The organism is Paracoccus haeundaensis (genome assembly GCF_006239215.1).
Taxonomy (GTDB): domain Bacteria; phylum Pseudomonadota; class Alphaproteobacteria; order Rhodobacterales; family Rhodobacteraceae; genus Paracoccus; species Paracoccus marcusii.
The window spans coordinates 14,094-40,737 of sequence record NZ_VDDC01000002.1 but is presented as its reverse complement, the minus strand read 5'-3'; the positions used below and the strand labels follow the sequence as shown (position 1 = coordinate 40,737).

The 26,644-nt window shown below is 68.6% G+C and carries 26 protein-coding genes; 13 read left to right on the top strand and 13 right to left on the bottom strand.

From position 1 onward, the window contains the following. Positions 1 to 92: 92 nt before the first annotated feature. Together FHD67_RS01325 and FHD67_RS01320 are read left to right on the top strand one after the other, a co-directional pair. Entirely contained in the window at positions 93 to 2,372 is a 2,280-nt protein-coding gene (locus FHD67_RS01325; RefSeq protein ID WP_139597574.1) for an NADP-dependent malic enzyme, read from the top strand. A gap of 174 nt (positions 2,373 to 2,546) precedes the next feature. Further along, entirely contained in the window at positions 2,547 to 4,433 is a 1,887-nt protein-coding gene (locus FHD67_RS01320; protein ID WP_139597573.1) for a propionyl-CoA synthetase, read from the top strand. On the opposite strand, the gene aroA is transcribed toward FHD67_RS01320, so the two are convergent. After that, positions 4,430 to 5,761 (bottom strand): 3-phosphoshikimate 1-carboxyvinyltransferase, encoded by a 1,332-nt coding sequence (gene aroA, locus FHD67_RS01315; RefSeq protein ID WP_139597572.1) that lies wholly within the window; start codon positions 5,759 to 5,761, stop codon positions 4,430 to 4,432. The genes FHD67_RS01320 and aroA overlap by 4 nt on opposite strands. Positions 5,762 to 5,880: 119 nt before the next feature. Here aroA and FHD67_RS01310 point away from each other — a divergent pair, with 119 nt between their 5' ends. Beyond that, positions 5,881 to 6,594 carry a DNA alkylation repair protein gene (locus tag FHD67_RS01310; RefSeq protein WP_139597571.1) on the top strand — a complete coding sequence of 238 codons (714 nt, stop codon included), beginning with the start codon at positions 5,881 to 5,883 and terminating at the stop codon, positions 6,592 to 6,594. Here FHD67_RS01310 and FHD67_RS01305 read toward each other — a convergent pair. Further along, positions 6,582 to 7,061: a hypothetical protein gene (locus FHD67_RS01305; protein ID WP_139597570.1), complete on the bottom strand. Its 480-nt coding sequence runs from the start codon at positions 7,059 to 7,061 to the stop codon at positions 6,582 to 6,584. The two genes, FHD67_RS01310 and FHD67_RS01305, sit on opposite strands and share 13 nt — an antisense overlap. Before the next feature lie 117 nt (positions 7,062 to 7,178). Between FHD67_RS01305 and moaA the strand changes: the two genes are divergently transcribed. Next, positions 7,179 to 8,186 (top strand): GTP 3',8-cyclase MoaA, encoded by a 1,008-nt coding sequence (gene moaA / locus FHD67_RS01300; protein ID WP_045999308.1) that lies wholly within the window; start codon positions 7,179 to 7,181, stop codon positions 8,184 to 8,186. Positions 8,187 to 8,248: 62 nt separating this feature from the next. Here the strand turns inward: moaA and ispG are convergent, their stop codons facing one another. The 5 genes from ispG to FHD67_RS01275 form a co-directional block, all read right to left on the bottom strand. Then, positions 8,249 to 9,382 (bottom strand): flavodoxin-dependent (E)-4-hydroxy-3-methylbut-2-enyl-diphosphate synthase, encoded by a 1,134-nt coding sequence (gene ispG / locus FHD67_RS01295; RefSeq protein WP_045999309.1) that lies wholly within the window; start codon positions 9,380 to 9,382, stop codon positions 8,249 to 8,251. A gap of 62 nt (positions 9,383 to 9,444) precedes the next feature. Next, positions 9,445 to 10,107, bottom strand: coding sequence for a thiamine diphosphokinase (locus FHD67_RS01290; RefSeq protein WP_045980811.1), 663 nt, complete (start codon positions 10,105 to 10,107; stop codon positions 9,445 to 9,447). 8 nt (positions 10,108 to 10,115) lie between these two features. Then, positions 10,116 to 10,325, bottom strand: a complete 210-nt coding sequence (locus tag FHD67_RS01285; protein WP_045980810.1) for a DUF2842 domain-containing protein — start codon at positions 10,323 to 10,325, stop codon at positions 10,116 to 10,118. Positions 10,326 to 10,412: 87 nt separating this feature from the next. Further along, on the bottom strand, positions 10,413 to 11,705 hold the full coding sequence (locus FHD67_RS01280; protein ID WP_139597569.1) for an adenylosuccinate synthase: 1,293 nt from the start codon (positions 11,703 to 11,705) through the stop codon (positions 10,413 to 10,415). A 165-nt stretch (positions 11,706 to 11,870) separates the two neighbouring features. Continuing rightward, positions 11,871 to 12,086 carry a SlyX family protein gene (locus tag FHD67_RS01275; protein WP_045980808.1) on the bottom strand — a complete coding sequence of 72 codons (216 nt, stop codon included), beginning with the start codon at positions 12,084 to 12,086 and terminating at the stop codon, positions 11,871 to 11,873. A 58-nt stretch (positions 12,087 to 12,144) separates the two neighbouring features. Between FHD67_RS01275 and hisS the strand changes: the two genes are divergently transcribed. From hisS to hisG, 3 genes are read left to right on the top strand one after another with little or no spacing between them, the layout of a single operon-like run. Further along, complete coding sequence (gene hisS / locus FHD67_RS01270; RefSeq protein WP_139597568.1) at positions 12,145 to 13,626, top strand: histidine--tRNA ligase; 1,482 nt, start codon at positions 12,145 to 12,147, stop codon at positions 13,624 to 13,626. Next, positions 13,623 to 14,684, top strand: a complete 1,062-nt coding sequence (locus FHD67_RS01265; RefSeq protein WP_425467235.1) for an ATP phosphoribosyltransferase regulatory subunit — start codon at positions 13,623 to 13,625, stop codon at positions 14,682 to 14,684. The genes hisS and FHD67_RS01265 overlap by 4 nt, the downstream gene beginning before the upstream one ends. Then, the gene (hisG, locus tag FHD67_RS01260; RefSeq protein ID WP_139597567.1) at positions 14,681 to 15,376 is read left to right on the top strand and encodes an ATP phosphoribosyltransferase; all 696 of its coding nucleotides are present in this window, start codon (positions 14,681 to 14,683) and stop codon (positions 15,374 to 15,376) included. Before FHD67_RS01265 ends, hisG begins: the two co-directional genes overlap by 4 nt. Positions 15,377 to 15,392: 16 nt before the next feature. On the opposite strand, the gene FHD67_RS01255 is transcribed toward hisG, so the two are convergent. Both FHD67_RS01255 and FHD67_RS01250 read right to left on the bottom strand, forming a co-directional pair. Next, positions 15,393 to 16,301, bottom strand: a complete 909-nt coding sequence (locus FHD67_RS01255) for a nickel/cobalt transporter (RefSeq protein WP_139597566.1) — start codon at positions 16,299 to 16,301, stop codon at positions 15,393 to 15,395. Then, the gene (locus tag FHD67_RS01250; RefSeq protein ID WP_246071185.1) at positions 16,298 to 16,963 is read right to left on the bottom strand and encodes a DUF1007 family protein; all 666 of its coding nucleotides are present in this window, start codon (positions 16,961 to 16,963) and stop codon (positions 16,298 to 16,300) included. Before FHD67_RS01250 ends, FHD67_RS01255 begins: the two co-directional genes overlap by 4 nt. A gap of 154 nt (positions 16,964 to 17,117) precedes the next feature. Here FHD67_RS01250 and FHD67_RS01245 point away from each other — a divergent pair, with 154 nt between their 5' ends. From FHD67_RS01245 to FHD67_RS01230, 4 genes are all read left to right on the top strand, one after another. Next, positions 17,118 to 18,077 (top strand): alpha/beta fold hydrolase, encoded by a 960-nt coding sequence (locus FHD67_RS01245; RefSeq protein WP_139597565.1) that lies wholly within the window; start codon positions 17,118 to 17,120, stop codon positions 18,075 to 18,077. 62 nt (positions 18,078 to 18,139) lie between these two features. Continuing rightward, the gene (locus tag FHD67_RS01240) at positions 18,140 to 18,799 is read left to right on the top strand and encodes a glutathione S-transferase family protein (protein WP_139085723.1); all 660 of its coding nucleotides are present in this window, start codon (positions 18,140 to 18,142) and stop codon (positions 18,797 to 18,799) included. Positions 18,800 to 18,899: 100 nt separating this feature from the next. Continuing rightward, positions 18,900 to 20,861 (top strand): DNA topoisomerase IV subunit B, encoded by a 1,962-nt coding sequence (gene parE, locus FHD67_RS01235; protein WP_127898368.1) that lies wholly within the window; start codon positions 18,900 to 18,902, stop codon positions 20,859 to 20,861. Further along, positions 20,858 to 21,184 carry a YnfA family protein gene (locus FHD67_RS01230; protein WP_369799393.1) on the top strand — a complete coding sequence of 109 codons (327 nt, stop codon included), beginning with the start codon at positions 20,858 to 20,860 and terminating at the stop codon, positions 21,182 to 21,184. Before parE ends, FHD67_RS01230 begins: the two co-directional genes overlap by 4 nt. 10 nt (positions 21,185 to 21,194) lie before the next feature. Here the strand turns inward: FHD67_RS01230 and hemF are convergent, their stop codons facing one another. Then, complete coding sequence (gene hemF / locus FHD67_RS01225; RefSeq protein ID WP_139597564.1) at positions 21,195 to 22,061, bottom strand: oxygen-dependent coproporphyrinogen oxidase; 867 nt, start codon at positions 22,059 to 22,061, stop codon at positions 21,195 to 21,197. Positions 22,062 to 22,123: 62 nt separating this feature from the next. On the opposite strand from hemF, the gene FHD67_RS01220 reads away from it, so the two are divergent. After that, positions 22,124 to 22,540, top strand: a complete 417-nt coding sequence (locus tag FHD67_RS01220; RefSeq protein ID WP_139597563.1) for a hypothetical protein — start codon at positions 22,124 to 22,126, stop codon at positions 22,538 to 22,540. Here FHD67_RS01220 and FHD67_RS01215 read toward each other — a convergent pair. The 3 genes from FHD67_RS01215 to clpS are packed head-to-tail and all read right to left on the bottom strand — an operon-like array spanning position 22,537 to position 24,675. Then, a complete protein-coding gene (locus FHD67_RS01215) occupies positions 22,537 to 23,343 on the bottom strand; it encodes an SDR family NAD(P)-dependent oxidoreductase (protein WP_045999319.1) in 807 nt (268 codons plus the stop codon). The genes FHD67_RS01220 and FHD67_RS01215 overlap by 4 nt on opposite strands. Further along, positions 23,340 to 24,353, bottom strand: coding sequence for a class I SAM-dependent methyltransferase (locus FHD67_RS01210; protein WP_139597562.1), 1,014 nt, complete (start codon positions 24,351 to 24,353; stop codon positions 23,340 to 23,342). Before FHD67_RS01210 ends, FHD67_RS01215 begins: the two co-directional genes overlap by 4 nt. A 4-nt stretch (positions 24,354 to 24,357) precedes the next feature. After that, positions 24,358 to 24,675 (bottom strand): ATP-dependent Clp protease adapter ClpS, encoded by a 318-nt coding sequence (gene clpS / locus FHD67_RS01205; RefSeq protein WP_045980873.1) that lies wholly within the window; start codon positions 24,673 to 24,675, stop codon positions 24,358 to 24,360. Between the two features lie 271 nt (positions 24,676 to 24,946). On the opposite strand from clpS, the gene FHD67_RS01200 reads away from it, so the two are divergent. After that, positions 24,947 to 26,629, top strand: a complete 1,683-nt coding sequence (locus FHD67_RS01200; RefSeq protein WP_246071182.1) for a D-alanyl-D-alanine carboxypeptidase family protein — start codon at positions 24,947 to 24,949, stop codon at positions 26,627 to 26,629. Positions 26,630 to 26,644: the final 15 nt, after the last annotated feature.

Genomic DNA, 26,644 nt, shown 5'->3' with positions numbered 1-26,644 from the left:
TGCAAGACGCGCGCGGGCGCGCAGAACCCCGCTGTTCCCCGACGTCAGAATGGTTTAACGGTAAACCAATTCCGAAACCGGAGGGGCGAAAGATGGAAGACCGCAGGCAGGACAGCGCAAGACAGGCCGCGCTGGATTATCACGAGTTCCCGCGACCGGGCAAACTGGAGATCCGCGCGACCAAGCCGATGGCAAATGGCCGCGACCTGGCCCGCGCCTATTCCCCCGGCGTCGCCGAAGCCTGCCTGGAGATCAAGGCCGATCCCTCGACCGCTGCACGCTATACCACCAAGGGCAACCTGGTGGCCGTCATCTCGAACGGCACGGCCGTCCTGGGCCTTGGCAACATCGGCGCGCTGGCCTCCAAGCCGGTGATGGAGGGCAAGGCGGTCCTGTTCAAGAAATTCGCCAACATCGACTGCTTCGACATCGAGGTGAACGAGCCCGATCCGGTCAAGCTGGCCGAGATCGTCTGCGCGCTGGAACCGACCTTCGGCGCGGTGAACCTTGAGGACATCAAGGCCCCCGACTGCTTCATCGTCGAACAGATCTGCCGCGAGCGGATGAACATCCCGGTCTTTCACGACGACCAGCACGGCACCGCCATCGTGGTGGGCGCGGCCGCGACCAACGCGCTGCGCATCGCCGGCAAGCGGTTCGAGGACATCAAGATCGTCTCGACCGGCGGCGGGGCGGCGGGCATCGCCTGCCTGAACATGCTGCTGAAACTGGGCGTCAAGCGCGAGAACGTCTGGCTGTGCGACATCCACGGCCTGGTCCATGACGGCCGCGAGCTGGACATGAACCCGCAGAAGGCCGCCTATGCCCAAGCCTCGGACAAGCGCAGCCTGACCGAGGTGATCGACGGCGCCGACCTGTTCCTGGGCCTGTCCGGTCCGGGCGTTCTGACGCCCGAGATGGTCGGCCGCATGGCCCCGCGCCCGATCATCTTCGCGCTGGCGAACCCGAACCCGGAAATCGACCCCGACGCGGCCCGCGCCGTCGCCCCCGACGCGATCATCGCCACCGGACGCAGCGATTTCCCGAACCAGGTCAACAACGTCCTGTGCTTCCCCTTCATCTTCCGCGGCGCGCTGGACGTCGGCGCGACCACGATCAACGACGAGATGAAGATCGCCTGCATCGAGGGCATCGCCGCCCTGGCCCGCGCGACCACCGCGGCCGAGGCCGCCGCCGCCTATCGCGGCGAGACGCTGACCTTCGGCGCCGACTATCTGATCCCCAAGCCCTTCGATCCGCGCCTGATGGGCGTCGTGTCATCCGCCGTGGCCCGCGCCGCGATGGAGACGGGTGTGGCGACCCGGCCCCTGGACGACATGGCCGCCTACAAGCAGAAGCTTGACGGGTCGGTCTTCCGATCGGCGCTGATCATGCGCCCGGTCTTCGAGGCCGCGGCCACCGCCACGCGCCGCATCGTCTTTGCCGAGGGCGAGGACGAACGTGTCCTGCGCGCCGCCAATGCCATGCTGGAGGAGACGACCGACGTCCCGATCCTGATCGGCCGCCCCGACGTTATCGCCACCCGCGCCGAACGCGCGGGCCTGCCGATCCGCCCGGATGTCGACTTCGAGATCGTGAACCCCGAAAACGACCCCCGCTATCGCGACTATTGGGAAACGTATCACGGCATCATGGCGCGGCGCGGGGTCAGCCCCGACATCGCCCGCGCGATCATGCGCACCAACACCACCGCCATTGGCGCCGTCATGGTGCACCGGGCCGAGGCCGACAGCCTGATCTGCGGTACGTTCGGACAGTACAGCTGGCACCTGCAATACGTGCGCCAGATCCTGGCCCGCGACGGGCTGCACCCGGTCGGCGCACTGTCGATGATCATCCTGGAAGACGGGCCGCTGTTCATCGCGGACACCCAGTGCCACAACGACCCCACGCCCCAGCAGGTCATGGAGACGGTGATGGGTGCCGCGCGTCACGTCCGCCGGTTCGGCCTGACGCCCAAGATCGCCCTGTGCAGCCATTCGCAGTTCGGCAACACCGACAGCTATTCCGGGCGCAAGATGCGCGACGCCCTGACGCTGCTGGACGCACGCGAGCCCGACTTCATGTATGACGGAGAGATGCATGTGGACGCGGCGCTGGACCCCGAATTGCGCGAACGCATCTTCCCGACCTCGCGGCTGCAGGGTGTGGCGAACGTGCTGGTCTTTGCGGGCACCGATGCCGCATCGGGCGTCCGCAACGCGCTGAAGATGCGCGCGGGCGGCCTGGAGGTCGGGCCGATCCTGATGGGCATGGGCAACCGCGCCCATATCGTGACACCCTCGATCACCACGCGCGGCCTGCTGAACATGTCGGTGCTGGCCGGCACGCCGGTCACGCATTACGGCTGATTCGCCGACATTTTTGCAAATACTGCGGCGCGGCAAAGGAGGCTTTGCTGCGCCGTTCTGTTTGCAAACCCGATCGCCGGATTTCTGCTAATCAGCGCATTGTCACGCCGCTAACAAGGTTGCGCGACGCCCCCCTTCCTGCGTAACAAAACCTAGGTTCAGGGAGGGGAGTCCATGTCCTATCAAGATCTCTACGCGCGATGGAAGGCCGATCCCGAGGCGTTCTGGATGCAGGCCGCCGATGCCATCGACTGGACCCAGCCCCCAAGCCGCGCGCATTTCGAACAGGGTCCCGCCGGGGAATGGTTCGCCGATGGCATGGTGAACACCTGCTGGAACGCCATCGACCGCCATGTCGCGGGCGGTCACGGCGACCGCCTGGCGGTGATCCATGACAGCCCGATGACCGGCAGCGTCAGTCGCCTGACCTATGCCCAACTGCAAGACCAGGTGGCCCGGCTGGCGGGTGTGCTGGCCGCGCGCGGCATCGGCAAGGGCGACCGGGTCATCATCTACATGCCGATGATCCCCGAGGCGCTGCAGGCGATGCTGGCCTGCGCCCGGATCGGGGCCATCCATTCGGTCGTCTTCGGCGGGTTCGCCGCGCACGAACTGGCGGTGCGCATCGACGACGCCAAGCCCCGCGCGATCATCGCCGCAAGCTGCGGGCTGGAGCCGGGTCGCGTTGTCCCCTACAAGCCGCTGATGGACCGCGCCATCGACGAGGCCGCCCACAAGCCGGACTTCACCATCGTGTTCCAGCGCCCCGAATGCACGGCCGACATGGTGGCGGGCCGCGATCTGGACTGGCGCCAAGCGGTGGCGGACGCGCAGCCCGCCGACTGCGTCCCGGTCGAGGGGAACCACCCGGCCTATATCCTCTACACCTCGGGGACGACGGGCCAGCCCAAGGGCGTCGTGCGCCATACCGCGGGGCATCTGGTCGCCCTGGCGTGGAGCGTGCCGAATATCTATGGCATCGGGCCGGGCGACGTGTTCTGGGTCGCGTCCGACGTGGGCTGGGTCGTGGGGCACAGCTATATCGTCTATGGACCGCTGATCGCGGGCGCGACGACCGTGGTGTTCGAGGGCAAGCCCGTCGGCACCCCCGACGCGGGCACGTTCTGGCGGGTGATCGCGGATCACAAGGTCAAGTCCTTCTTCACCGCGCCCACCGCCATCCGTGCGGTCAAGCGCGACGACCCGGAGGGCCGGTTGATCGGCAAGTACGACCTGTCCGGCCTGCAGGCCCTGTTCCTGGCGGGCGAACGCGCCGACCCCGACACCGTCACCTGGGCCGAGGATCGGGTCAAGGTGCCGGTGATCGACCACTGGTGGCAGACGGAGACCGGCTGGCCCATCGCCGCGAACCCCTTCGGTGCGGGGCTGATGCCCGTGAAGAAGGGCAGCCCGACCCTGCCCATGCCCGGATACGACGTGCAGGTCCTGGACGAGGCCGGGCACCCGGTCGCCCCCGGCACCCTGGGCGCGATCGCGATCAAGCTGCCCCTGCCGCCCGGCACTCTGCCCACGCTGTGGAACGCCGAGGATCGCTTCAACCGCGCCTATCTGCAGCATTTCCCCGGCTTCTACGAGACAGGCGATGCGGGTTACGTCGACGATGACGGCTATGTCTGGATCATGGCGCGCACCGACGACGTCATCAACGTCGCGGGCCACCGCCTGTCCACGGGCAGCATGGAGGAGGTCCTGTCCAGCCATCCCGCCGTAGCGGAATGCGCGGTGATCGGGGTCGCCGATCCGCTGAAGGGACAGGCACCCCTGGGCCTTCTGTGCCTGAAGAAGGGGGTCGAGACCGAGCATGCCCAGGTCGTGGCCGAGGTGGTGCGCATGGTCCGCGACCGCATCGGGCCCGTCGCGGCCTTCAAGACCGCCTGCGTCGTCGACCGCCTGCCCAAGACGCGGTCGGGCAAGATCCTGCGCGCGACCATGGCCAAGATCGCCGACGGCGAGACGGTCAAGGCGCCCGCCACCATCGACGACCCCGCCATCCTGGACGAGATCCGCCGATCCCTGGCCGGGATCGGCTATCCCGCCTAGTCCAGCGTCGCGCCCAAGCGGGTCATCAGCGGCACGAAGTCGGGGAAGGACGTGGTGATCGGCCCCGCGTCGTCGATGGTGACGGGCTGCTGGGTCGCAAGGCCCAGGATCAGGAAGCTCATGGCGATGCGGTGGTCCAGATGGGTCACCGCATGGCCGCCGCCCGCCACCTGCGCCGCGCCGTGAACGGTCATGGTGTCGCGCGTGTCCTCGACCGTGACGCCGTTCGCGCGCAGGCCCACGGCCATCGCGTCGATCCGGTCGCTTTCCTTGACGCGCAGTTCCGCGACGCCGTTCATCACCGTGGTGCCTTCGGCGAACGCGGCGATCACCGACAGGATCGGGAATTCGTCGATCATGCTGGCCGCACGATCGGCAGGCACGGTCACGCCCTTCAGCGGGCCGTGGCGCACCAGCAGGTCGGCCACGGGCTCTCCGCCCTCCTCGCGCGGGTTCTCGAAGGTGATGTCGGCGCCCATCTCCAGCAGGGTCACGTACAGGCCGTCCCGCGTCGGGTTGCGGCTGACGCCCGGCACGCGAATTTCGGACCCCGGCACGATCAGCGCCGCAGCCACCGGAAAGGCCGCACTGGACGGATCGCGCGGCACGGCCACGGGCTGCGGGCGCAGTTCCGGACGGCCGGTCAGGGTGATCTTGTGGCCGTCAGGCGTGGTCTCGGTCCGGATCTGCGTGCCGAACCCGGCCAGCATGCGTTCGGAATGATCGCGCGTCGGTTCGGATTCGATCACCACCGTGTCCCCCGGCGCGTTCAGCCCGGCCAGCAGGATCGCCGACTTGATCTGGGCGCTGGCCACGGGCGTGCGATAGGTGACGGGCACCGGATCGGCCGCGCCCTGGATGGTGATGGGCAGACGCCCCCCCTCGCGCGCGGTGATCTGGGTGCCGAACTGCGACAGCGGGTCCGTCACCCGCGCCATCGGACGACGCGACAGGCTGGCGTCGCCGGTGAATGTCACGCTGATCGGCGTGGTCGCGACCGCGCCCATGATCAGACGCACACCGGTGCCCGAATTGCCGCAATCGATCACCTCGGCCGGGCTGGAGAAGCCGCCCACGCCCACACCATGCACCGACCAGTCCCCCGGCCCGTGCTGCGTCACCTGCGCACCAAGCGCCTGCATGGCGCGGGCGGTGTCCAGCACGTCCTGGCCTTCCAGCAGGCCGGTGATGCGCGTCTCTCCGACGGCCATCGCGCCCAGGATCAGGGCACGGTGGCTGATCGACTTGTCCCCCGGCACCAGCGCCTCGCCCGACAGGGGGCCGGAGCGGCGGGCGGTCATCGGACGGGGGTCTGCGGAATGCGACATGGGCCTACCTCGTGGTTTTGCCGCGCCTTTTAGCCCGCCCGGCGCGCCCCTGCCACCATCATCTTGAGGCCGGCGCCCCCGCGCCCTAGAAGGGAGCCAATCACGGATTGGAGAATCCCATGCAGGAACTGGACCGGCTGCGCGACCTGGCCGACCCCGAACGCGCCGCCCGCGCCAGTGCACGCCACAAGCGTGATCGAGAGACCCTGGGCATCACCCCCGCTGGCCTGGAGGAGGTCGTCGCCGAATGGCGCGCGGAACGCGATCTGGACGCGCGCATCGCGCTGGCCGAGGCGCTGTGGGACAGTGACGTCCACGAGGCCCGCCTGGCCGCCGCCCGCCTGCTGGTCCAGGCCCGGATGCGGCCCGACGACGCGGCCTGGGCCGCGATCATGGACTGGGCGCCACAGATCGACGGGGCCGAGATCGACGATGCGGTGATGACCGCCGCCGCGCGTCGCGTGGTCGCCGATCCGACCCGCCTGGATCAGATCACGGCATGGGCCGGCAGCCGGAACCCGTGGCTGCGCAGGGGCGTGATGCTGGCCACGCTGCCCTGGGCCAAGATGAACAACCCCAAACCCGAGGACCTGGAGATTCGGGAAAAGGTTCTGCAGCTGATGCTGCGCCTGGCGTCCGACCGTCACGGCGGCGTGCGTCAGGCGGCCAAGCTGTGGCTGCGCAACCTGGAAAAGCGCGACCCGGATCGCGTCGCCGTCTGGCACAGGGCCCACGAGGCGATGGCCGCGCCCGAACCGCAGCCTGAACCCCTGGCCGAGGACGCGCCGCCATCCGACGACGCGCCCCGCCCCGACGGCGATCAGGAGCGGTAGACTTCCAGCGTGGGCAGGTCGGTCAGCGGCACGCCCAGCAGCTGCAGTGCCGGCAGCGACACCTGGCTGCCCGTGCCCGATCCCGACAGGGGCCGCAACTCGACCTGCGCCGACTTGCCCGTGGCGGGGTTCACGATGCGCCCCTGCACGGGCGCATCGACCAGGGGCGTCTTCATCCAGAACCCACCCTCGGACGGGTTGCCTAGCGATCCGACGGTCGTGCCAAGCCGCGTCTCGGCCGTCGCCGGGGCCTGGGCGGCGGCTTCGCGCTGTTCGGGCGTTGTGGTGTCCAGCTGTGCGGGTGTCGCGCGTGCTGCGGGCCGGGGGCTGGGCGCGCGCGTCACGGCCGTCGCGGCCGCGGTCTGGGCCGCCGTCGCCTTGGGTGCTTCGGACCGGTTCATCGTCGCGGCCATCTGGGTGCATCCGGCCAGCGACAGGCCCAGGACGGCAAGGGGGATCAGGCGCATCGGCGTCTCCTTCGATCATCGTTGCCGCAGATTAGTCACGCCAGCGTGGCAAGGTCCACCACCCGACCCACGAATCCCCGCCTTGTGACCGCAGTCCTGCGCGCCTAGATATGGGGGATGGACATGCACCCGCCCCTGATCGACCCGTTTGCCCGCCCCATCACCTATCTGCGGGTGTCGGTCACCGACCGCTGCGATTTCCGATGCGTCTATTGCATGGCGGAACACATGCAGTTCCTGCCCAAGGCCGACCTCCTGACGCTGGAGGAGCTGGACCGCCTGTCCACCGCCTTCATCGGCCTGGGCGTGCGCAAGCTGCGCATCACCGGAGGAGAGCCACTGGTCCGTCGCGGCATCATGGGCTTTTTCCGCAACGTGTCACGTCACCTGGGGAACGGCCTGGACGAGCTGACCCTGACCACCAACGGCAGCCAGCTGGCCCGACACGCGGCGGAACTGGCCGATATCGGCGTGCGGCGCGTAAACGTGTCGCTGGACACGCTGGACGCCGACAAGTTCGCGGCGATCACCCGGTGGGGCCGCCTGCCCCAGGTGCTGGAGGGGATCCGCGCCGCGACCGCTGCCGGCCTGCGCGTCAAGATCAACGCCGTGGCCCTCAAGGGCGTCAACGACAGCGAGCTGTTCGATCTGGTGCAATGGTGCGGCGACGAGGGTCACGACCTGACCTTCATCGAGGTGATGCCCATGGGCGAGATGGGAGAGGAGGACCGGCTGGACCAGTACTGGCCCCTGTCCGACCTGCGCGCCCGGCTGGCCGAACGCTTTACGCTGCTGGATCTTGCCGAACGCACGGGCGGCCCGGCCCGTTACGTCAGGCTGGCCCAGACCGGACAGAAGATCGGCTTCATCACGCCCCTGACCCACAATTTCTGCGAAAGCTGCAATCGCGTGCGCGTCACCTGCACCGGAGAGCTGTTCATGTGCCTGGGCCAGGAGGACAACGCCGACCTGCGCGCGCCCCTGCGCGCCAGCGCCGACGACGAGGCCCTGCGCCAGACGATCCGCGCGGCCATCGCGCGCAAACCCAAGGGTCACGACTTCGACTATTCCCGCCAAGGCGTCGTAGGCCAGATGACCCGCCACATGAGCCATACCGGCGGCTGACAGGGCGCGCCTGCGGTGGGTCCGGGGGGCGCCAGCGCCCCCGGCCCTCGCGGGACGCAACCCTACTCGGCGGCGGCTTCCGCGGCGCGCGCCTCGGCGTCCAGGACCTCGGCCCGTTCCTCGACCAGCCGGACGATGTGATCGACCATCTGGTTGTTCGACAGCTTGTGGCTTTGCTTGCCGGCCATGTAGACCATGCCCGACCCGGCCCCGCCGCCGGTGAATCCCAGATCGGTCATCAGCGCCTCGCCCGGTCCGTTCACCACGCAACCGATGATCGACAGGCTCATCGGGGTCTTGATGTGCTCCAGCCGCTTTTCCAGCGCCTCGACCGTGCGGATCACGTCAAAGCCCTGCCGTGCGCAGCTGGGACAGCTGATGATCTGCACCCCGCGCGTCCGCAGGCCAAGCGATTTCAGGATCTCAAAGCCGACCTTGACCTCCTCGACCGGATCGGCCGACAGGCTGACGCGGATCGTGTCGCCGATCCCCATCCACAGAAGGTTGCCCAGGCCCACCGCCGACTTGACGGTGCCGCCGACGAAACCGCCCGCCTCGGTGATGCCCAGATGGATGGGTGCATCTGTCGCCTCGGACAGCTGCTGATAGGCCGCCGCCGACAGGAACACGTCGCTGGCCTTCACGCTGATCTTGAACTCATGGAAATCGTTGTCCTGCAGGATCTTGATATGATCCAGCCCGCTCTCGACCATCGCGTCGGGACAGGGCTCGCCATATTTCTCCAGCAGGTGCTTCTCCAGGCTGCCTGCATTCACGCCGATGCGGATCGAACAGCCGTGGTCCTTGGCCGCCTTGATGACCTCGCGCACGCGGCTTTCGTCCCCGATGTTGCCGGGGTTGATGCGCAGACAGGCGGCGCCCGCCTCGGCAGCCTCGATGGCGCGCTTGTAGTGGAAATGGATGTCGGCCACGATCGGCACAGGGCTCTCGCGGCAGATCTCGCGCAGCGCGCGCGTCGTCTCCTGGTCCGGGGCGCTGATGCGCACGATATCGGCGCCGGCATCCGCCGCGGCGATGACCTGGGCCAAGGTCGCCTTGACGTCGTGGCCGTTGGTGTTGGTCATGGTCTGCACGCTGATCGGGGCATCGCCACCGACGGGGACCTTGCCCACCATGATCTGGCGCGACTTGCGGCGCTCGATGTTGCGCCAGGGACGGATCGGGTTCAGCGACATGGCAAGCCTCCGGGGGTTCGCCCCTCAGATAAGCCATGCAGGCCGCAACGACAACCGCCCCCTCAGCGCTGCATCGCCGTCAGCACCGTTCCAAGACAGTCTCGGGGCAGCATCAGCAGCATCGGCCCCTGCACCCGCAGGCTGACCAGCCCCGTCGCCCGGTTCGAGGTGCCGACCCGCTGGCCCGGTGCGAAATCGATCCCGTCGATGGGCCATTCCAGGCCCTGGCTGCTGCCGCGCGCCGGTCCCATCGGGTACAGGGACACCCGCGTCCCGGGCATCAGCGGCAGGGTCAGGCGCGGCGGGCACAGCACGATCACGTCATCGCTGGCCAGCATGACGACGCGCGGGACGCCGGGCTGGACCATCACCGTCAGCGCGGCCAGCGTATGGTCCAAGCGCAGCCCCGCAAAACCAACCGCCATGACCAGCGGCGCGTCGATTCGTCCTAGGCATTTGGCGAAATCCGTGCTGTCCTGCTCCGCCACCTCCAGCACGCGGGCCGCCGGAACCGACCGCCGCGCCGGGTCCGAGATGCTGTCCAGGTCCCCGATCACCCAGTCCGGCGCGTGCCCCAGGGCCAGCGCCCGGTCCGCACCCCCATCCGCCGCAACCAGCAGGGGCGCGACAGACAGCGCCACCGACAGATCGGCGGGCGTCACCATGCCGCCGCCGATCACGGTGACCCCGCGCAGGTGGCGGACCGGTCGGGGCTGGTCCACCATTCCCGCCCTCAGCCCTTGCCGACGCCGCTGAAGACGCGCTTGAACGGCAGCGCCCACAGCACGCCAAGCGCGACGTAGATCAGCAGCTCGATCCAGATCGGCTGGCGTCCGAACCGCCCGTCCAGCCAGTTCATCAGCGACACCGCCGCGACGACATAGGCGGGCATGCCGATCACCAGGATCAGGATGGACAGCCGCTTGCGGGTCTTCAGTTCCATGTCGTCTGGCTCTTTCCTCGGTATCCCCGAACGCGCCCCAAGGGGGTCCGGGGGACAGGATGTCCCCCGGCACGTCGCGGGACGCAATCAGTCGGCGAAGGGATCGGTCACCAGGATCGTGTCGTCACGCTCCGGGCTGGTCGACAGCATCGCCACGGGGCACTGGATCAGCTCCTCGACGCGGCGCACGTACTTGATCGCGGCGGCCGGCAGGTCGGCCCAGCTGCGCGCCCCGGCGGTCGATTCGTGCCAGCCTTCCATCTCCTCGTAGATCGGGCGCACCTTGGCCTGCAGCGCGGCCGCCGTCGGCAGATAGTCATACGTCACGCCGTCGATCTCGTAGCCGGTGCAGATCTTCAGCGTGTCGAACCCGTCCAGCACGTCCAGCTTGGTCAGCGCGATCCCGTTCACGCCGCTGATCGCGCAGGTCTGGCGCACCAGCACCGCATCGAACCAGCCGCAGCGGCGCTTGCGGCCCGTGACGGTGCCGAACTCGTGGCCCCGCTCGCCAAGGCGCTGGCCGTCGGCGTCGTCCAGTTCCGACGGGAACGGACCTTCGCCCACGCGGGTGGTGTATGCCTTGACGATGCCAAGGACAAAGCCGATCGCGCCCGGCCCCACGCCCGTGCCACTTGCCGCCGCCCCCGAGGTCGTCGTGGACGAGGTCACATAGGGATAGGTGCCGAAATCGATGTCCAGCAGCGATCCCTGCGCGCCCTCGAACAGGATCCGTTTTCCGGCCTTGCGGGCGTCGCCCATGATCTTCCAGACGGGCTGGGCATAGGGCAGCAGCTTGGGCGCCACCTCCATCAGCTTGGCCTTCAGCTCGGCGCGGTCGATAGGCGTGGCGCCAAGACCCGCGCGCAGCGCGTCGTGGTGGGCCAGCAGGCGGTCCAGGCGGCTGTCCAGCGTCTCCTCGTCGGCCAGGTCGGCGACGCGGATCGTGCGGCGGCCGACCTTGTCCTCATAGGCGGGGCCGATGCCGCGGCCGGTCGTGCCGATCTTGGCCTTGCCGGCGGCCTCCTCGCGCAGCTTGTCCAGGTCCTGGTGCAACGGCAGGATCAGCGGCGTGTTCTCTGCGATCATCAGGTTCTCGGTCGAGATGGCGACGCCCTGCCCCGCCAGCTTGTCGATCTCCGAGAAAAGCGCCCAAGGGTCCAGCACGACACCGTTGCCGATCACGGCCAGCTTGTTCTCGCGCACGATCCCCGAGGGCAGCAGCGACAGCTTAAAGACCTTCTCGCCGATGACCAGCGTGTGGCCGGCATTGTGACCGCCCTGAAAGCGCGCGATGACATCGGCGCGTTCCGAAAGCCAGTCGACGATCTTGCCCTTGCCCTCGTCGCCCCACTGGGCTCCGACAACCACAACATTGGCCATGAGCGATCCTTTTCGTTGTCCGAAGTTCTTTTCAGCCCGGCATTAGCGCATCGGGCACGGCGGGGAAAGCCGCTTTGTCGGGACCCTGCCGGAAGGCGGCAACCGCGGGCGCTTCGCCCCCCGGACCCCCCGGAGGGTATTTGGTCAAAGAAGAAGCGGGCGGTCTCAGTAATGCGGTGGGCGCTGGTCGGCCAGCGCGACGCTGCCCGCCGCATCTGCCTGACGCTCGGCCTCGGCCAGCAGCAGTTGATCCAGGCGCCGGGTGACGCGGGCAAGGTCGCGGTCCTGTCGGGCGATGACCTCGGACAGCTCGTCCGTCAGCCGCGTCAGATGGGCCAAGGCCTCCTCCAGCTGATGCAGGCGGTCCTGCTGCTTGTCCATGTCGTCACCTTCCGTTACAGCGGCGCCTGAATATGGGCCCGAAAAGGCGACTGATACCATGGCAAAAGACAAGAATCAGCCCCGTCCCAAGGCCGAGACGCCCAAGGGGTTCCGCGACTATTTCGGGCAGGACGTGACCGAACGGCGCGACATGCTGGACCGCATCGCGCAGGTCTATCACCGCCATGGCTTCGATCCGCTGGAGACGAGCGCCGTCGAGACGGTCGAGGCCTTGGGCAAGTTCCTGCCCGACGTGGATCGGCCCAATGCCGGCGTCTTTGCCTGGCAGGAGGAGGCGGTGCCCGGCGGCGGCACGGCGGGCGACTGGCTGGCGCTGCGCTATGACCTGACGGCGCCCTTGGCGCGCGTCGCGGCGCAGTACCGCAACGACCTGCCCAGCCCGTACCGCCGCTTTGCGATGGGACCCGTCTGGCGCAACGAGAAACCGGGGCCGGGTCGGTTCCGCCAATTCTATCAGTGCGATGCCGACACGGTCGGGTCGGCCTCGGTGGCGGCGGATGCCGAGATCTGCGGCATGCTGGCCGATGCGCTGGAGGCCGTGGGCATCGACCGCGGCGATTATCTGGTGCGGATCAACAACCGCAAGGTTCTGAACGGCGTCCTGGAGGCGGCCCAGGTCCGCGAGGATCAGGCCGAGGATGTGCTGCGCCAGATCGACAAGTTCGACAAGGTCGGTCGCGAGGGCGTGCTGGCCCTGCTGACCACGGGCCGCCTGGACGACAGCGGCGCGCGCATCGATGGCGTGGGCCTGTCCGAGGCGCAGGCGGGGCCGGTGCTGGCCTTCCTGGAGGCCAAGGGCGCGGACAACGCCGCGACGCTGGACAACCTGTCGGCCGCCGTCGGCGGATCGGCCATCGGCGCCGAGGGCGTGGACGAGCTGCGCCAGATCGCCGCGATGCTGGCCGCGATGGGCGTGGCCGAGGATCGCGCCGTGATCGATCCGGCCGTGGTCCGGGGCCTTGGCTATTACACCGGTCCTGTCTTCGAGGCCGAACTGACCTTCGAGATTCTTGACGAAAAGGGCCGCAAGCGGCAGTTCGGATCGGTCGCGGGCGGAGGCCGCTATGACGGGCTGGTGGAGCGTTTCACCGGGCAGAAGGTCCCGGCCACCGGGGTCAGCATCGGCGTAGACCGTCTGCTGGCCGCTTTGCGCGCCAAGGGTCTGGCCGGGGCCCAGGTCGCCGGTCCCGTGGTCGTGACCGTGATGGACCGCGACCGGATGTCGGATTACCAGGCCATGGCCGCCGACCTGCGCGCCGCCGGCATCCGTGCCGAGGTCTATCTGGGCAACCCCAAGAACTTTGGCAACCAGCTGAAATACGCGGACAAACGCGGCGCACCCGTCGCGATCATCCAGGGCGGGGATGAGGCGGAACGCGGCGTGGTACAGGTCAAGGACCTGATCTTGGGCGCGAAGATCGCCGCAGAAGCCTCTGTCGAGGAATGGAAATCCCAGCCCGCCCAGACCGAGGTCGCGCGCGCCGACCTGGTCGCCGAAGTCCGCAGGATCATCGGATGATCCCGAAGCAGGCCAAGCAGGCGGTCGGACAGCGGCTGCTGTCGCGGTTCCGCGACGCCGGTGCGACCGAGATCGCGCCCGACATCCTGCTGCCCGCGGGCGACCTTCTGGACCTGTACGGAGAGGACATCCGCGCCCGCGCCTATGTCACCCAGGACCCGATCCGTGGAGAGATGATGCTGCGCCCCGACTTCACCGTGCCGGTGGTCCAGGCGCATATGCAGAACGGCGCCGATCCGGCCCGCTACTGCTATCTAGGAGAGGTGTTCCGCAAGCAGGACACGGGCGACACCCGCCCCGCCACGCCGCGCGACCACGAATACCTGCAATGTGGGTTTGAGCTGTTCACCCGCGACCCCCAGGCCGATGCAGAGGTCTTTGCGCTGTTCCACGACGCGCTGGCGCCCCTGGGCCTGCAGGCGCGCATGGGCGACATGGGCCTGCTGCTGGATGCGGTGCGCGGCCTGCCCCTGACCAAGGCGCGTTCGGTGGCGCTGCTGCACCACATCTGGCGGCCGGGCCGCTTTGCGCGCCTGCTGGCGCGGTTCTCGGCCCCGTCGATCGCGCGGGAGTTTCCCGACGTCACCACGTCCTGGGCCGGGATGCGGACCGAGGACGAGATGATCCGCCGCATCGCCCGCCTGCAGTCGGACGTGGCGGTGCCGCCCCTAGCCCCGGTCTGGACCGACCGGCTGGAGCGTCTGTTCGCCCTGCGCGCCCCGGCGCCGCAGGCGCTGTCGACGCTGGCCGACCTGGCCCGCGACATGCCCGCCATCGCGCCGGCGGTGGCCCGCATCCGCGACCGCCTGGAAGCCATCGCCGCTCGCGGCATCGACCTGCAGACGGTGATCTTTGACGCCAGCCACGGGCGCACCACGATGGAATATTACGACGGCTTCACCTTCACGTTCCAGGCCGACCGCGTCGGATGGCCGCCGGTCGCATCGGGCGGGCGCTATGACGCACTGACCCGCGTGCTTGGCCGCGGCCGCGAGATCCCCGCCGTGGGTGGCATCATCCGCCCCGGCCTTGTTGCCGAACTGGAGGCGCAGGCATGATCCGTCTTGGCGTGCCGTCCAAGGGGCGGCTGATGGAACAGACCTTCGACTGGTTCGCCGACCGCGGCGTGCGTCTGTCGCGGGCCGGGTCCGACCGCGAATATGCGGGCCGGGTCGAGGGAGTCGAGGGCGTGTCGCTGGTCCTGTTGTCGGCCGGAGAGATTCCGCGCGAACTGGCCGCCGGCCGGATCGAACTGGGTGTGACAGGCACCGACCTGGTGCGCGAAAAGCTGGCCGGATGGTCAAGTGACCTGGTCGAGGTCGCGCCGATGGGGTTTGGACATGCCGACCTGATCCTGGCCGTGCCGGATTGCTGGCGCGACTGCACGGACCTGGACGATTTCGCCGCCATCGCGCGCGATTTCCGGGCCGAGCATGGATTCCGTTTGCGCATCGCCACGAAATATCACCGCCTGGTCCGCGCCTGGCTGTCCGCCCACGAGGTCGCGGATTACCAACTGGTCGACAGCCAGGGCGCGACCGAGGGCACGGTCGCCAACCTGACCGCCGAAGCGATCGCCGACATCACCTCGTCGGGCGAGACGCTGCGCGCCAACAACCTGCGCATCCTGGACGAGGCGCCGATCCTGCGGTCGCAGGCGACGCTGTTCGCCAGCCGCGCGGCGATGGGCCCGACAATGGACGCGCTGATCGCCCGGTTGGTGCCGCCGCAGGCAGACCGGTCAGCCTAACCCCGCAGAATCCGCGTCAAAGCCACGGTAGCAGCACCGCGACCGAGATCGCCGCGATCAGCACCCCTGCGCCCAGTTGCAGCGTTCCGGGCAGCCAGCGCGCGGCACCCGCCCAAGCACCATGCTCGTGCAACAGGGCAAAGCTGCCGCGCCGCGCCCAGACCGCCAGGCCGGCGACCGCGACCGTCACCACCGCGGTGCCCAGGCCCATCGCCAGCGTCCCCACGATGCCCATCCCGAAGATGCCCATCCGCCAGGTCAGGATCAGCAGGAACAGCGCTCCGGTGCAGGGTCGCAGCGCGATGCCCGCCACGACCAGCACCCCGTCGCGCAGCGACCGCGTCTGTGCCACCTGCTGCGGCGTGGGGCCATGCGCATGGCCACAGCCGCAGGCGTCGCCGTGGTGGTGATGGTGGTGGCGATCCGCCCGCGCCTGCGCGCGCAGCATCGACAGGCCGCGCCATGCCAGCCACAGGCCGACCGACGCGACCAGGACCGTGCTGGCCTGCACCATCGCGACCTCCGACAGGTCGGTCAGGGTCTGGCGTCCCAGGTCCAGGATGGTGATGCCGCCCCAGACTAGGGCTATGGCCGTGCCTGCCTGCGCCAGCGACGATGCGACCGACAGTCCGGCCAGCCGCGCCAACGGCACCTGGGCGCCGAACCCATAGCTGCCGATGATCACCTTGCCATGCCCCGGCCCGACCGCATGGGCGACGCCATAGGCAAAACACAGCGCCAGCAGCGATGCGACCGCCCCCGGCTGGCCCGACCGCAGCGCCCGCAAGGCCCCGGCCATCGCGTTCTGGACGGCCCGCTGCTGGTCGGTGGCCCACCGCTCGATCCCGGACAGACCGCCGCCAAGCCACAGCGCCACCAGCGTCAGGGCGACAACCAGCCCCGTCAGGGCGACGGCGCGCCTCATGACCCTGGGCCGCAGCGGACCTGCACCGAATCCGCGCCGGTGGCGCCGATGTCCACGGTGATCAGGTCCGCCTCCTCGGCGCTTTGGCCGTCGCCCAAGGCCTCGCCCACCGCCCGGGCATAGGCATCGGCGGCGGCATAGGGATCGCCCATGCGCAGATCGACAGCGCAATCGTCCCGCGCGATGGCCGGGGGTTCGGGGATGCTGAACTGGACATAGTATTCGGGGTCATAGACCTGGATCGTCAGCGGCCGGTCCCCGTCCAGCGGCTCGGCTAGCGGGCGCACATGGGCCGAGATCACCCGCCCGTCCTCATAGCGCGCGGCGAAATCCTGCGGGCCGTTCAGCGCCAGCCTGCGGCCGTCCGCATCCAGAAACAGCCGCCCGTCAAAGCCCGGCTCCCAGTCCGCGTCGAAGCCCTGCAGGGCCGCCTGTTCGTCGGTGGTCAGGACGCCGTCGCCATCGGGGTCCAGGCCCAGATCCTCAATGATCAGCAGGGAATAGAATTCGTCATAGGCCCATTCGACCCCCACATGGGTCAGCGCCCCCGCCGCGTCGTGACGCAAGGACAGGCCCGCGTCGATGAACACATGCGGATGGGCCGACGCGCAAAGCGGCGCGACGATCAGCAGGGCGGACAGGCAGGACACGCGCGGCGACATCGGCAGGACACCTTGGCAAGGACGGCGGTTCCAGTTACCCGCGTGCGGCGCGGCTTGCAAATCACCGCTTTGCCAGCCCGGCGGAAAACCACGCGGGCGCCGCAACCCCGGGGCGGGTTCGGACGTGTCTGGATGCAGAGGAACAGGGGACGGCATGAAACGACGGGCATTCACGATGGCGGGGCTGGCCTTGGCGCTGACCGGTTGCGGGCGGATCGTCGATGCCCGCGCCACCGCGCGAGAAACCGCGTTCGAGGCCGAATTCCCTCCCACCGGGCAACTGATCCAGGTGCAGGGCCGCACCGTGCATGTCGACATCCGCGGCAGCGGTCCCGACCTGATCCTGCTGCACGGGGCCAGCGGGAACAGCCGCGATTTCACCTTTTCCCTGGCCGACCGCCTGGCGACCCGGTACCGCGTCCTGGCCTTCGACAGGCCGGGGCTGGGCTGGACGGACGCGATCGGCGCCCAGACCGACAACCCCATCGCCCAGGCCGAACTGCTGCGCGCCGCCGCCGACCAGTTGGGCGTGCGCCGACCCGTGGTGCTGGGCCACAGCTATGGTGGCGCGGTTGCGATGGCCTGGGGCCTGCGCGCACCGGGCGACACGGCGGCGCTGGTGATCGTGTCCGGGGCGACGATGCCTTGGCCCGGCACGCTGACCGGATGGTACGCATTCCTGGAGACGCCCCTGGGCGACCGTGTCGGGCCACCGCTGCTGACCGCCCTGGCGCCGGTGTCCCTGGGCAACCGGATCATGGCGGGCATCTTCGCGCCCCAGCCCGTACCCCCGGGATATGCCGACTATATCGGCGTGGGGCTGGCCGCACGACGCGGCAACTATCGTGCGAATGCGTCGCAGATCAACGGGTTGCGCGCCTATCTTCGCGTCATGGCGCCGCAGTATCCGCGCCTGACGATGCCGGTCGAGGTCATCCATGGCGGTCAAGACAGCATCGTGCCCGCCGAGATCCACGCCCTGCCCCTGGCAGAGGCGCTGCCCAACGCCGCGCTGACGATCCTGCCCGATCAGGGCCACATGCCCCAGCATGGCGATCCGCAGGCGATCATCGCAGCCGTCGACCGCGCCAGCGTCCGCGCGGGCCTCCGCTGACGGGGCTTGCAGCGCCCGCGCCCGCGTCCCAAGGTGGCCGCCAAACCAAACCGGGGGCCATCATGCTGACCATCCACGGCGTCACCCGCTCGCGTGCATCGCGTGTCGTGTGGCTTTGTCACGAACTGGACCTGCCCTTCCGGCAGGTGCCCGTCATCCAGGCCTATCGCATCGGCAATGCCGACGCGCCCGATGCACCGCCCAACACCCGCAGCCCCGATTTCCTGGCCCTGTCCCCCGCAGGCGCCATCCCGGTGATTGAGGACGAAGGGCTGGTCCTGTCCGAATCGCTGGCGATCACGCTGCATCTGGCGCGCAAGCATGGCGGCCCCGCAGGCCCGCAGGATTACGCCGAAGACGCGCTGATGACCCAGTGGTCGATCTATGGCGCAACGGCGATCGAGCCCGACGCACTGACCATCCTGATGCTGCACAACCGCGGCACGCTGCAATCGGCCGATGACGTGGGGATCGTGGCGGACGCGGCCGAACGGCTGGTCCGGCCGCTGAAGGTGCTGGAGGACCATCTGGCAACGCATGCCTATCTGGTGGGCGGCCGTTTCACCGTGGCCGACCTGAACCTGGCCGAGATCGTCCGCTATGCCCAGGGGCACGGCGCGCTGATGGAGGGGTTTCCCGCGATCCGCGCCTGGCTGTCGGCCTGCCAGGACCGCCCGGCGTTCCAGGCGATGTGGGCCGCCCGCATGGCGGAGCCGGAATAGGCGCAATCTTTTGGGGCGGGCTGCGCAGGGGACACAACCCCTTGCCGCCCGCCCCCGCGCCATGAGATAAGCGCCGCGATCCAAATCAGTGAGCGACCCCATGGCCGACGACCTTCTCTCCGGCAACGCCGCCAGCGACGCCTATTCCGCATCCTCGATCGAGGTGCTGGAGGGGCTGGAGCCGGTGCGCAAGCGTCCCGGCATGTATATCGGCGGCACCGACGAACGCGCGCTGCATCACCTGGTCGCGGAAATCCTGGACAACTCGATGGACGAGGCCGTGGCAGGCCACGCCACGCGCATCGAGGTCGAGCTGCTGGCAGATTTCAGCGTCATCGTGCGCGACAACGGCCGCGGCATTCCCATCGATCCGCACCCCAAGTTCCCCGGCAAGTCCGCGCTGGAAGTGATCCTGTGCACGCTGCATGCGGGGGGCAAGTTCTCGGGCGACACCTATCAGACCTCGGGTGGTCTGCACGGCGTGGGTGCGTCGGTCGTGAACGCGCTGTCCGACCTGATGGTCGTGCAGGTCGCGCGCAACAAGGAGCTGTTCGAGCAGCGCTTTTCCCGCGGCATCCCGCAGGGACCGGTCGCCAAGATCGGGGCGGCCCCGAACCGGCGCGGCACCACCGTGACCTTCCATGCCGACGAGGAGATCTTCGGCCATCACCGCTTCAAGCCCGCGCGGCTGATGAAGATGGTGAAATCCAAGGCCTACCTGTTCAGCGGCGTCGAGATCCGCTGGAAGACCGAGATCGACGACGGAGAGACCCCGCGCGAGGCCACGTTCCATTTCCCCGGCGGCCTGGCCGATTACCTGACCGAGACCCTGACCGGGACCAGCACCTATGCCGACCGCCCGTTTTCCGGCAGCATCGACTTCAACGCCAAGTTCGGCGTACCGGGCAAGGTGGACTGGGCGATCAACTGGACGCCCGCGCGCGACGGCTTCATCCAGTCCTATTGCAACACCGTCCCCACCCCCGAGGGCGGCACCCACGAGATGGGCTTCTGGGCTGCGATCCTGAAGGGCATCCGCAGCTATGGCGAACGCGTCAGCAACAAGAAGGCGGCCCAGATCACGCGTGAGGATCTGATCATCGGCGGTTGCGCGCTGGTCAGCTGCTTCATCCGTGAACCGGAATTCGTGGGCCAGACCAAGGACCGCTTGGCCACGACCGAGGCTGCGCGCCTGGTCGAGGGCGCGGTGCGCGACCATTTCGACACCTGGTTGGCGTCGGACACCAAATCCGCGGGCGCGATCCTGGATTTCCTGGTGCTACGCGCCGAGGAGCGTCTGCGTCGCCGCCAGGAAAAGGAGACCGCGCGCAAGACGGCCACGAAAAAGCTGCGCCTGCCCGGCAAGCTGGTCGATTGCAGTGCCACCAACCGCGACGGGACGGAACTGTTCATCGTCGAGGGCGACAGCGCCGGCGGTTCCGCCAAGATGGCCCGCGACCGCACCAAGCAGGCCCTGCTGCCCCTGCGCGGCAAGATCCTGAACGTGCTGGGCGCGGCATCGTCCAAGATGGGTGCCAACCAGGAGATCAACGATCTGTGCCAGGCGCTTGGCGTCAACATGGGCACGCGTTTCAACGTCGACGACCTGCGCTACGACAAGGTCATCATCATGACCGACGCCGATGTCGACGGCGCGCATATCGCATCGCTGCTGATGACGTTCTTCTTCACGCAGATGCGGCCGATGATCGACAAGGGGCACCTGTATCTGGCCTGCCCGCCGCTGTACCGCCTGACCCAGGGCGCGCACCGCCTGTACGTGGCCGACGACGCCGAAAAGGATCGGATGATGGCCAAGGGCCTGGGCGGCCGTGGCAAGATCGACGTCCAGCGCTTCAAGGGTCTGGGAGAAATGGACGCCAAGGACCTCAAGGACACGACCATGAACCCCGCCACCCGCAAGCTGATCCGCGTCAGCATCGACGACGACGAAGGCGGCGAGACCGGCGATCTGGTCGAACGCCTGATGGGCAAGAAGCCAGAGCTGCGGTTCGAATACATCCAGGAAAACGCCCGCTTCGTCGAGGAACTGGACGTGTGATCCCCACGATCGGCCTGTATGTCACGGCCGCCATGGCCGAGATCGCGGGCTGTTTCGCCTTCTGGGCCTGGCTTCGGTTGGATCGGTCGGCGCTGTGGCTGGTGCCGGGCGTGGTCGCGCTGGCGCTGTTCGCTTGGGCGTTGACGCGTGTTCAGGTCGATTTCGCGGGGCGCGCTTATGCGGCCTATGGCGGCATCTATATAGCCACGTCGCTGGCATGGCTGTGGCTGGTCGAGGGTCAGACCCCCGGCAGGCTGGACCTGCTGGGGGCCGGGCTGTGCATCGTCGGGGCCGCGGTGATCCTGGCGGGCGCCCGCCCGTAGGCCGTCGGGCCTAGACCCACTTGGCCAGCGGTGGCAGGCTCATCAGGACGGCGTCGGCGTTGTGGCCGGTTTCCAGCCCGAATTTCGTGCCGCGGTCATAGACCAGGTTGTATTCCGCATAGAGACCCCGGTGGATCAGCTGCGTGTCGCGGTCGGTATCGTCGAACGCCTGCGTCATCCGCGCCTCTGCCAGCGGCAGGAACGCCGGCAGGAACGCCGCGCCCACGTCACGGGTGAAGGCGAAATCCGCCTCCCAGTCCCCGGTGTTCAGGTCGTCGTAGAAGATGCCGCCGACGCCCCGCGCCCGCCCGCGATGGGGAATGAAGAAATACTCGTCCGCCCAGGCCTTGAAGCGGTCATAGTATTCCGCCCCGTGCGGCAGGCAGGCATCGCGCAGCGTGTTGTGGAAATGCGCGGTGTCATCGGCGTATTCGATGCAGGGGTTCAGGTCTGACCCGCCGCCGAACCACCATGCCCGCGGGGTCCAGAACATGCGCGTGTTCATGTGCACGGCCGGCGCGTGCGGGTTCCGCATATGCGCGACCAGGCTGATGCCCGATGCCCAGAACCGCGGATCATCCTCCATGCCCGGCACGCCGCGGGCGGCCATCGCGGCTTGGGCGCGGGGGGCCAGGGTGCCATGCACCTCGGACCAGTTCACGCCGACCTTCTCAAAGGCGCGGCCGCCGCGCATCACCGACATGATGCCGCCGCCGCCGTTGTCGGCGCGTTCCGTGGGCGTCACTTCGAACCGGCCCGCGGGGGCGTCGCCCGGCGCGCGGTCCTCCAGCGCCTCGAAGGCGGCGGTGATGCGGTCGCGCAGCTCGCGGAACCAAAGCGCGGCGCGGTGGCGTTGTTCATCCATGGCGGGCCTCATTCGTGATTTGCCAGCCCCAGGCATCGCGACTAGCATTGCCTGCGTCCATAAAGAGAGCCGCCATGCGCCGCAACACCGCCCTTGCCCTTTGCCTTGCACCGGTCCTGGCCCTTGCCGCCTGCGGCACGCCGCAGGAACGCTGCATCAGCCGCAACACCAGCGAATACCGCACCGTCAGCAGCCTGCTGGCCGAGGTCGAGGGCAATCTGTCGCGGGGCTATGCCTGGGACGAACGCCAGGTCGTGCGGACGCGGTTCGCGCAATGCGAACGCGTGATCCGCGACCACGAGGGCAAGGCGCAGATCAGCACCTATGGCTGCTGGCGCGATTATGTCGATGTGGAACGGTTCCGCGTGCCCATCGACCCCGCGGCCGAGACGCGCAAGCGCGACGGCCTGGTAGAGCGTCAGGCGGCTCTGACGCGCGGTGCGAATGCCGCCGTGGCCGCCTGCCGCGCCGCCTATCCCGAGGAAACCTAGAGCACCTGTGACGTCACCGGGTCGGCCAGGCTGCGTCCGCCGTCGACGGTGACGATCTGGCCGGTGACAAAGCGCGCGCCGTCGCTGACCAGGTAATGCACCGTCTCGGCCAGTTCTTCGGCCGGGGCGATGCGGCCCAGGGGTGTGCCAGCGATGATCTGTGCCCGCTGGTCAGGATTGTCCTTCAGCGCGCATTGCAGCTCGTGCGACATGACGCTGCTGAAGCTGACGCCGTTCACGCGGATGCGGTGCGGCGCCAAGGCCAGCGCCAGCCCGCGCGTGGCCTGTTCCTGCGCCGCACAGGCGATGGAATAGCCCAGCATCGACGGAATCGGCCGCCGCGCCGCCAGGGTCGAGATATTGACGATCGCCCCGGTCTGAGCGCTTGGCCCTTCGCCTTCGGCCTGACGGATCATGCGCTTTGCGACCATCTGCGACAGACGCAGGCTGGCCAGCATGTTCTGGCGCAGCATCTCCTCCAGCGCGTCCATGTCGGTGTCCAGCGGATCGCTGCCCCGAACGAAGCGATGGGCGTTCACCAGGATGTCGACGCGGTCGAACGCATCCAGCGTGGCCGACAGCAGGTTCGCCATCGCCAGCTTTTCCGACATGTTCCCGACGAAATGGCGCACCTGGCTTTCGTCGTCGGCATAATCCGACACTGCCGACTGCAGCGCCTGTTCGTCGCCATCCGCGAACATGACCGATGCGCCGCGTTCGGCCAGGTGCCGCGCGATGGCCAGGCCCACGCCGCGCCCCGCCCCGGTGACGATGGCCGTCTTGCCCTGGATCGACAGCGTCACCGCCGTGCCCCCCGGGCCCGGACCGTGGCGGTACCCTTGCCCGCCGCGGTCGCCTCGATCACCTTGAAGCGCGTGTCGCCCGCGATCTCATGGACCTGGCCGAAATGCTGCGCCAAGACCGATTCGTAGGGCAGATGCCGGTTGGCGACCATCCACAGCCGACCCGCGCCGGTCAGGATGCGCGCCGCGGTAGCGATGAAGTCGGCCCCAAGCCGGGGGTCGGCCTGTCGGCCCTCGTGGAACGGGGGGTTCATGATGACGCCGTTGACCGGCTCCCGCAGGGTGAAATTGCGCGCGTCCGCCCAGTGGAACTGTGCCCGCGGATCGGTGACGTTGCGCTTGGCCGAGGTCAGGGCGGCGTGGTCGGCCTCGACCAGGTGCAGCTCGGCGATGCCCGGTCGGGCCAGCGCCTGCGCGGACAGCCAGCCCCATCCCGCGCCCAGGTCGACCACGCGAGTGGGCATCTTGGGCGGCAGGTTGTCGGCCAGCATCCGCGACCCCGGGTCGATCCCGTCGGCCGAGAAGACGCCCGGAAGGGTCACGAAACCCGGCTCGACCTGACGCTCGGTCGCGGTCCAGTCGGCGGGCAGGCCTGCTTCGGGCAGTGTCACCTGAAAGATCTTGCCATGAGCCTTGCTGATGACATCGCGCACCTCGGCATGGCCGCGCAGTTCCTTCAGCAGGGAATCGACGCCGTCGGTCTTCTGCCCATCGACCCAAAGGGCCGCGCCAGGCGCCAGATGCGCCGCGGCCAGCGCAAGGCGCGCGCGTGCGGCGGCCTTGGCGCGCGGCAGGCGGACGACGGCCGCGTCGAAACGGCCCTCCGGCTCCGTCCGGACATCGAATCCGCGGGCGGTCAGTCCGTCATGGTCGGGAAAGTTCCCCTGGACGATGGTCAGCTGTGCGGGGTCGAGGGGGGACAGGTCATCGGCGGCAGTGGCGCCGATGAACAGCACCCGGCCCCCGGGATGGCCGTCCGGAAAGGCCAGGTCCAGTCGTGATTGGGTCACGCGATTACTCTTTTTCCATGGTGCATTGCAGGGGATGCTGCTGGCGGCGGGCCAGCTCCATCACCTGGGCGACCTTCGTCTCGGCCACCTCGTGTGAAAAGACGCCGACGACGGCCAGACCGCGGCGGTGCACGGTCAACATGATCTCGATCGCCTGGGCATGGGTCATGTGGAACAGCCGCTCCAGCACGTGGACGACGAACTCCATTGGGGTGAAGTCGTCGTTCAGCAACAGGACCTTGTACATCGGCGGTCGCTGCGATTTCGCGCGTGGCTTGACTGCCAGATCGGATTGGTCGTCGGGATTGTCGGGTGCGGTCATCCAGTGCGTCATCGGGCTGCGGTCGTTCCTGAATGCTGAGGCGAGGGGGTGGGCGCTGTCGCCATCCCCGGAAATATAGCGCAATCGCGCCCGGATGAAAGCCCCCCGCGCGGATGCGCCGCGATCCGGGTCCGGACGGCGTCGCCTACAGTGCAGACAAAATTAGCGTGATTGCCCGGTTTCAAGGTGAAAAGAGCCGTGCTATTATAGGTTGATTAACGACGGACGTGCGACAAACGACGCGCCCGCTTGAGGCAGAGAGACAGCGACAGTGACCCGATTTACCCATGCCTTCCGGCTGCTTTGTCATGCCGTCCTGGCCGTTGCCCTGTTGGGGCTTCCGGCTGCCGCGGCACCTTTCGCGGCCTATGTGATGGACGCCCGGACCGGGCAGCCCATCTATCGCCAGAATTCGGATACGCGACTGCATCCTGCCTCGCTGACCAAGATGATGACGCTCTACATGGCGTTCTCGGCAATCGAACGCGGTCAGGTGCGGCTGGATTCGAAATTCACCGTGTCCTCCAAGGCCGCGAACGAGCCCCCCTCCAAGCTTGGCCTGCGCGCCGGTCAGCAGATCGAGCTGCGCTATCTTCTGCGCGCGGCCGCGATCAAGTCGGCCAACGATGCCGCGACCACCATCGGCGAGGGGCTGGCAGGCTCCGAACAGGCCTTCACCCAGCAGATGACCCAGATGGCGCGGGCGCTCGGCATGAACAACAGCCAGTTCCGCAACGCCCATGGCCTGACGACCGAGGGGCATTATTCGACCGCTCATGACATGAGCGTTCTGGGACGCCACCTGTTCTACGACTTCCCCCAGTACTACAACCTGTTCTCGCGCCGGTCGGCCGATGCGGGCATCGCGCAGGTCGCGTCGACGAACCGCCGCTTCCTGGATGCCTATGCCGGTGCCGACGGGATCAAGACGGGGTATACGCGGGCTGCGGGCTTCAACCTGACGGCCTCGGCACAGCGCGGCAACCGTCGCCTGATCGCCACCGTCTTCGGCGGCACGTCCACGGCGCATCGCAACCAGGTGATGACCGAACTGCTGGACAGCAGTTTCACCCGCATCCCCGACCGCGTGCGCGAGGTCCGTCCGCAGCCGCCGCGCCTGCTGGTGCAGGCCACGACGCGCCGCGCGCAGGTCGCCGCCAGCCCTGCCGCGACCCAGGCAGAGCCGCAGCGCCTGGTGCTGCAGGCATCGCCGCCCCCCGCGACCCGCCCTGCCGCCGCCGCGTCGACCCTTGTCGCCGCAGCGCCCAAGGTCGACCTGACCGAGGCGTTGCGCCTTGCCGGCGCGACCGCGGCGCCCGCCGCACCGCCGGGCGTCGCCTTGGCCAGCAGCCAGCGTCCGCGCGCCCGCCCCGGATCAGCAGCCCCCGCGGCCGACGCGATCCAGCAGGCACTTGCCACCGCCGTCGCATCGGACGACGCGCCGGCGCAGCAGGCCAGCCTTGCGGCCCCCGTGCTGGCCGGATCGGCGCGCCCTGCACCCTCGCCCCGGCGCACGGCCAGCATCGCCGCCGTCGCCCAGCCCGAGCCTGCAGCCGCGCCCGCCCCGGAACCGCAGATGCAGGCGGCCCCCGGCACCCTGTCGCTGGACAGTTCCAGGGCGCCCAAGCCGCGGTCCGAAACCGTGATCCTGGCCGCAATGGGCGAAGGCGACCTGAGCGCACCCGAGGCACTGGAGGTCGTGCGCCGTCCCACCGACAGCGGCCGCAACTGGGGCGTCAGCCTGGGCCGCTACACCTCTCAGGCCGAGGCTGACCGTCTGCTGCTGCGCCTGGCACTGCAGGACGGCAACCTGTTCGGCGCGGCGCGCCGGCACGTCGCCAACACCAATCGCGGGTTCGAGCCGCAGTTCGGAAACCTCTCCAAGGGCCATGCCGAACTGGCCTGCGAACGGATGCAAAGCCGGTCGCAGCCCTGCCAGGTCATCGCCAACTGACGATCCGTTCAGACT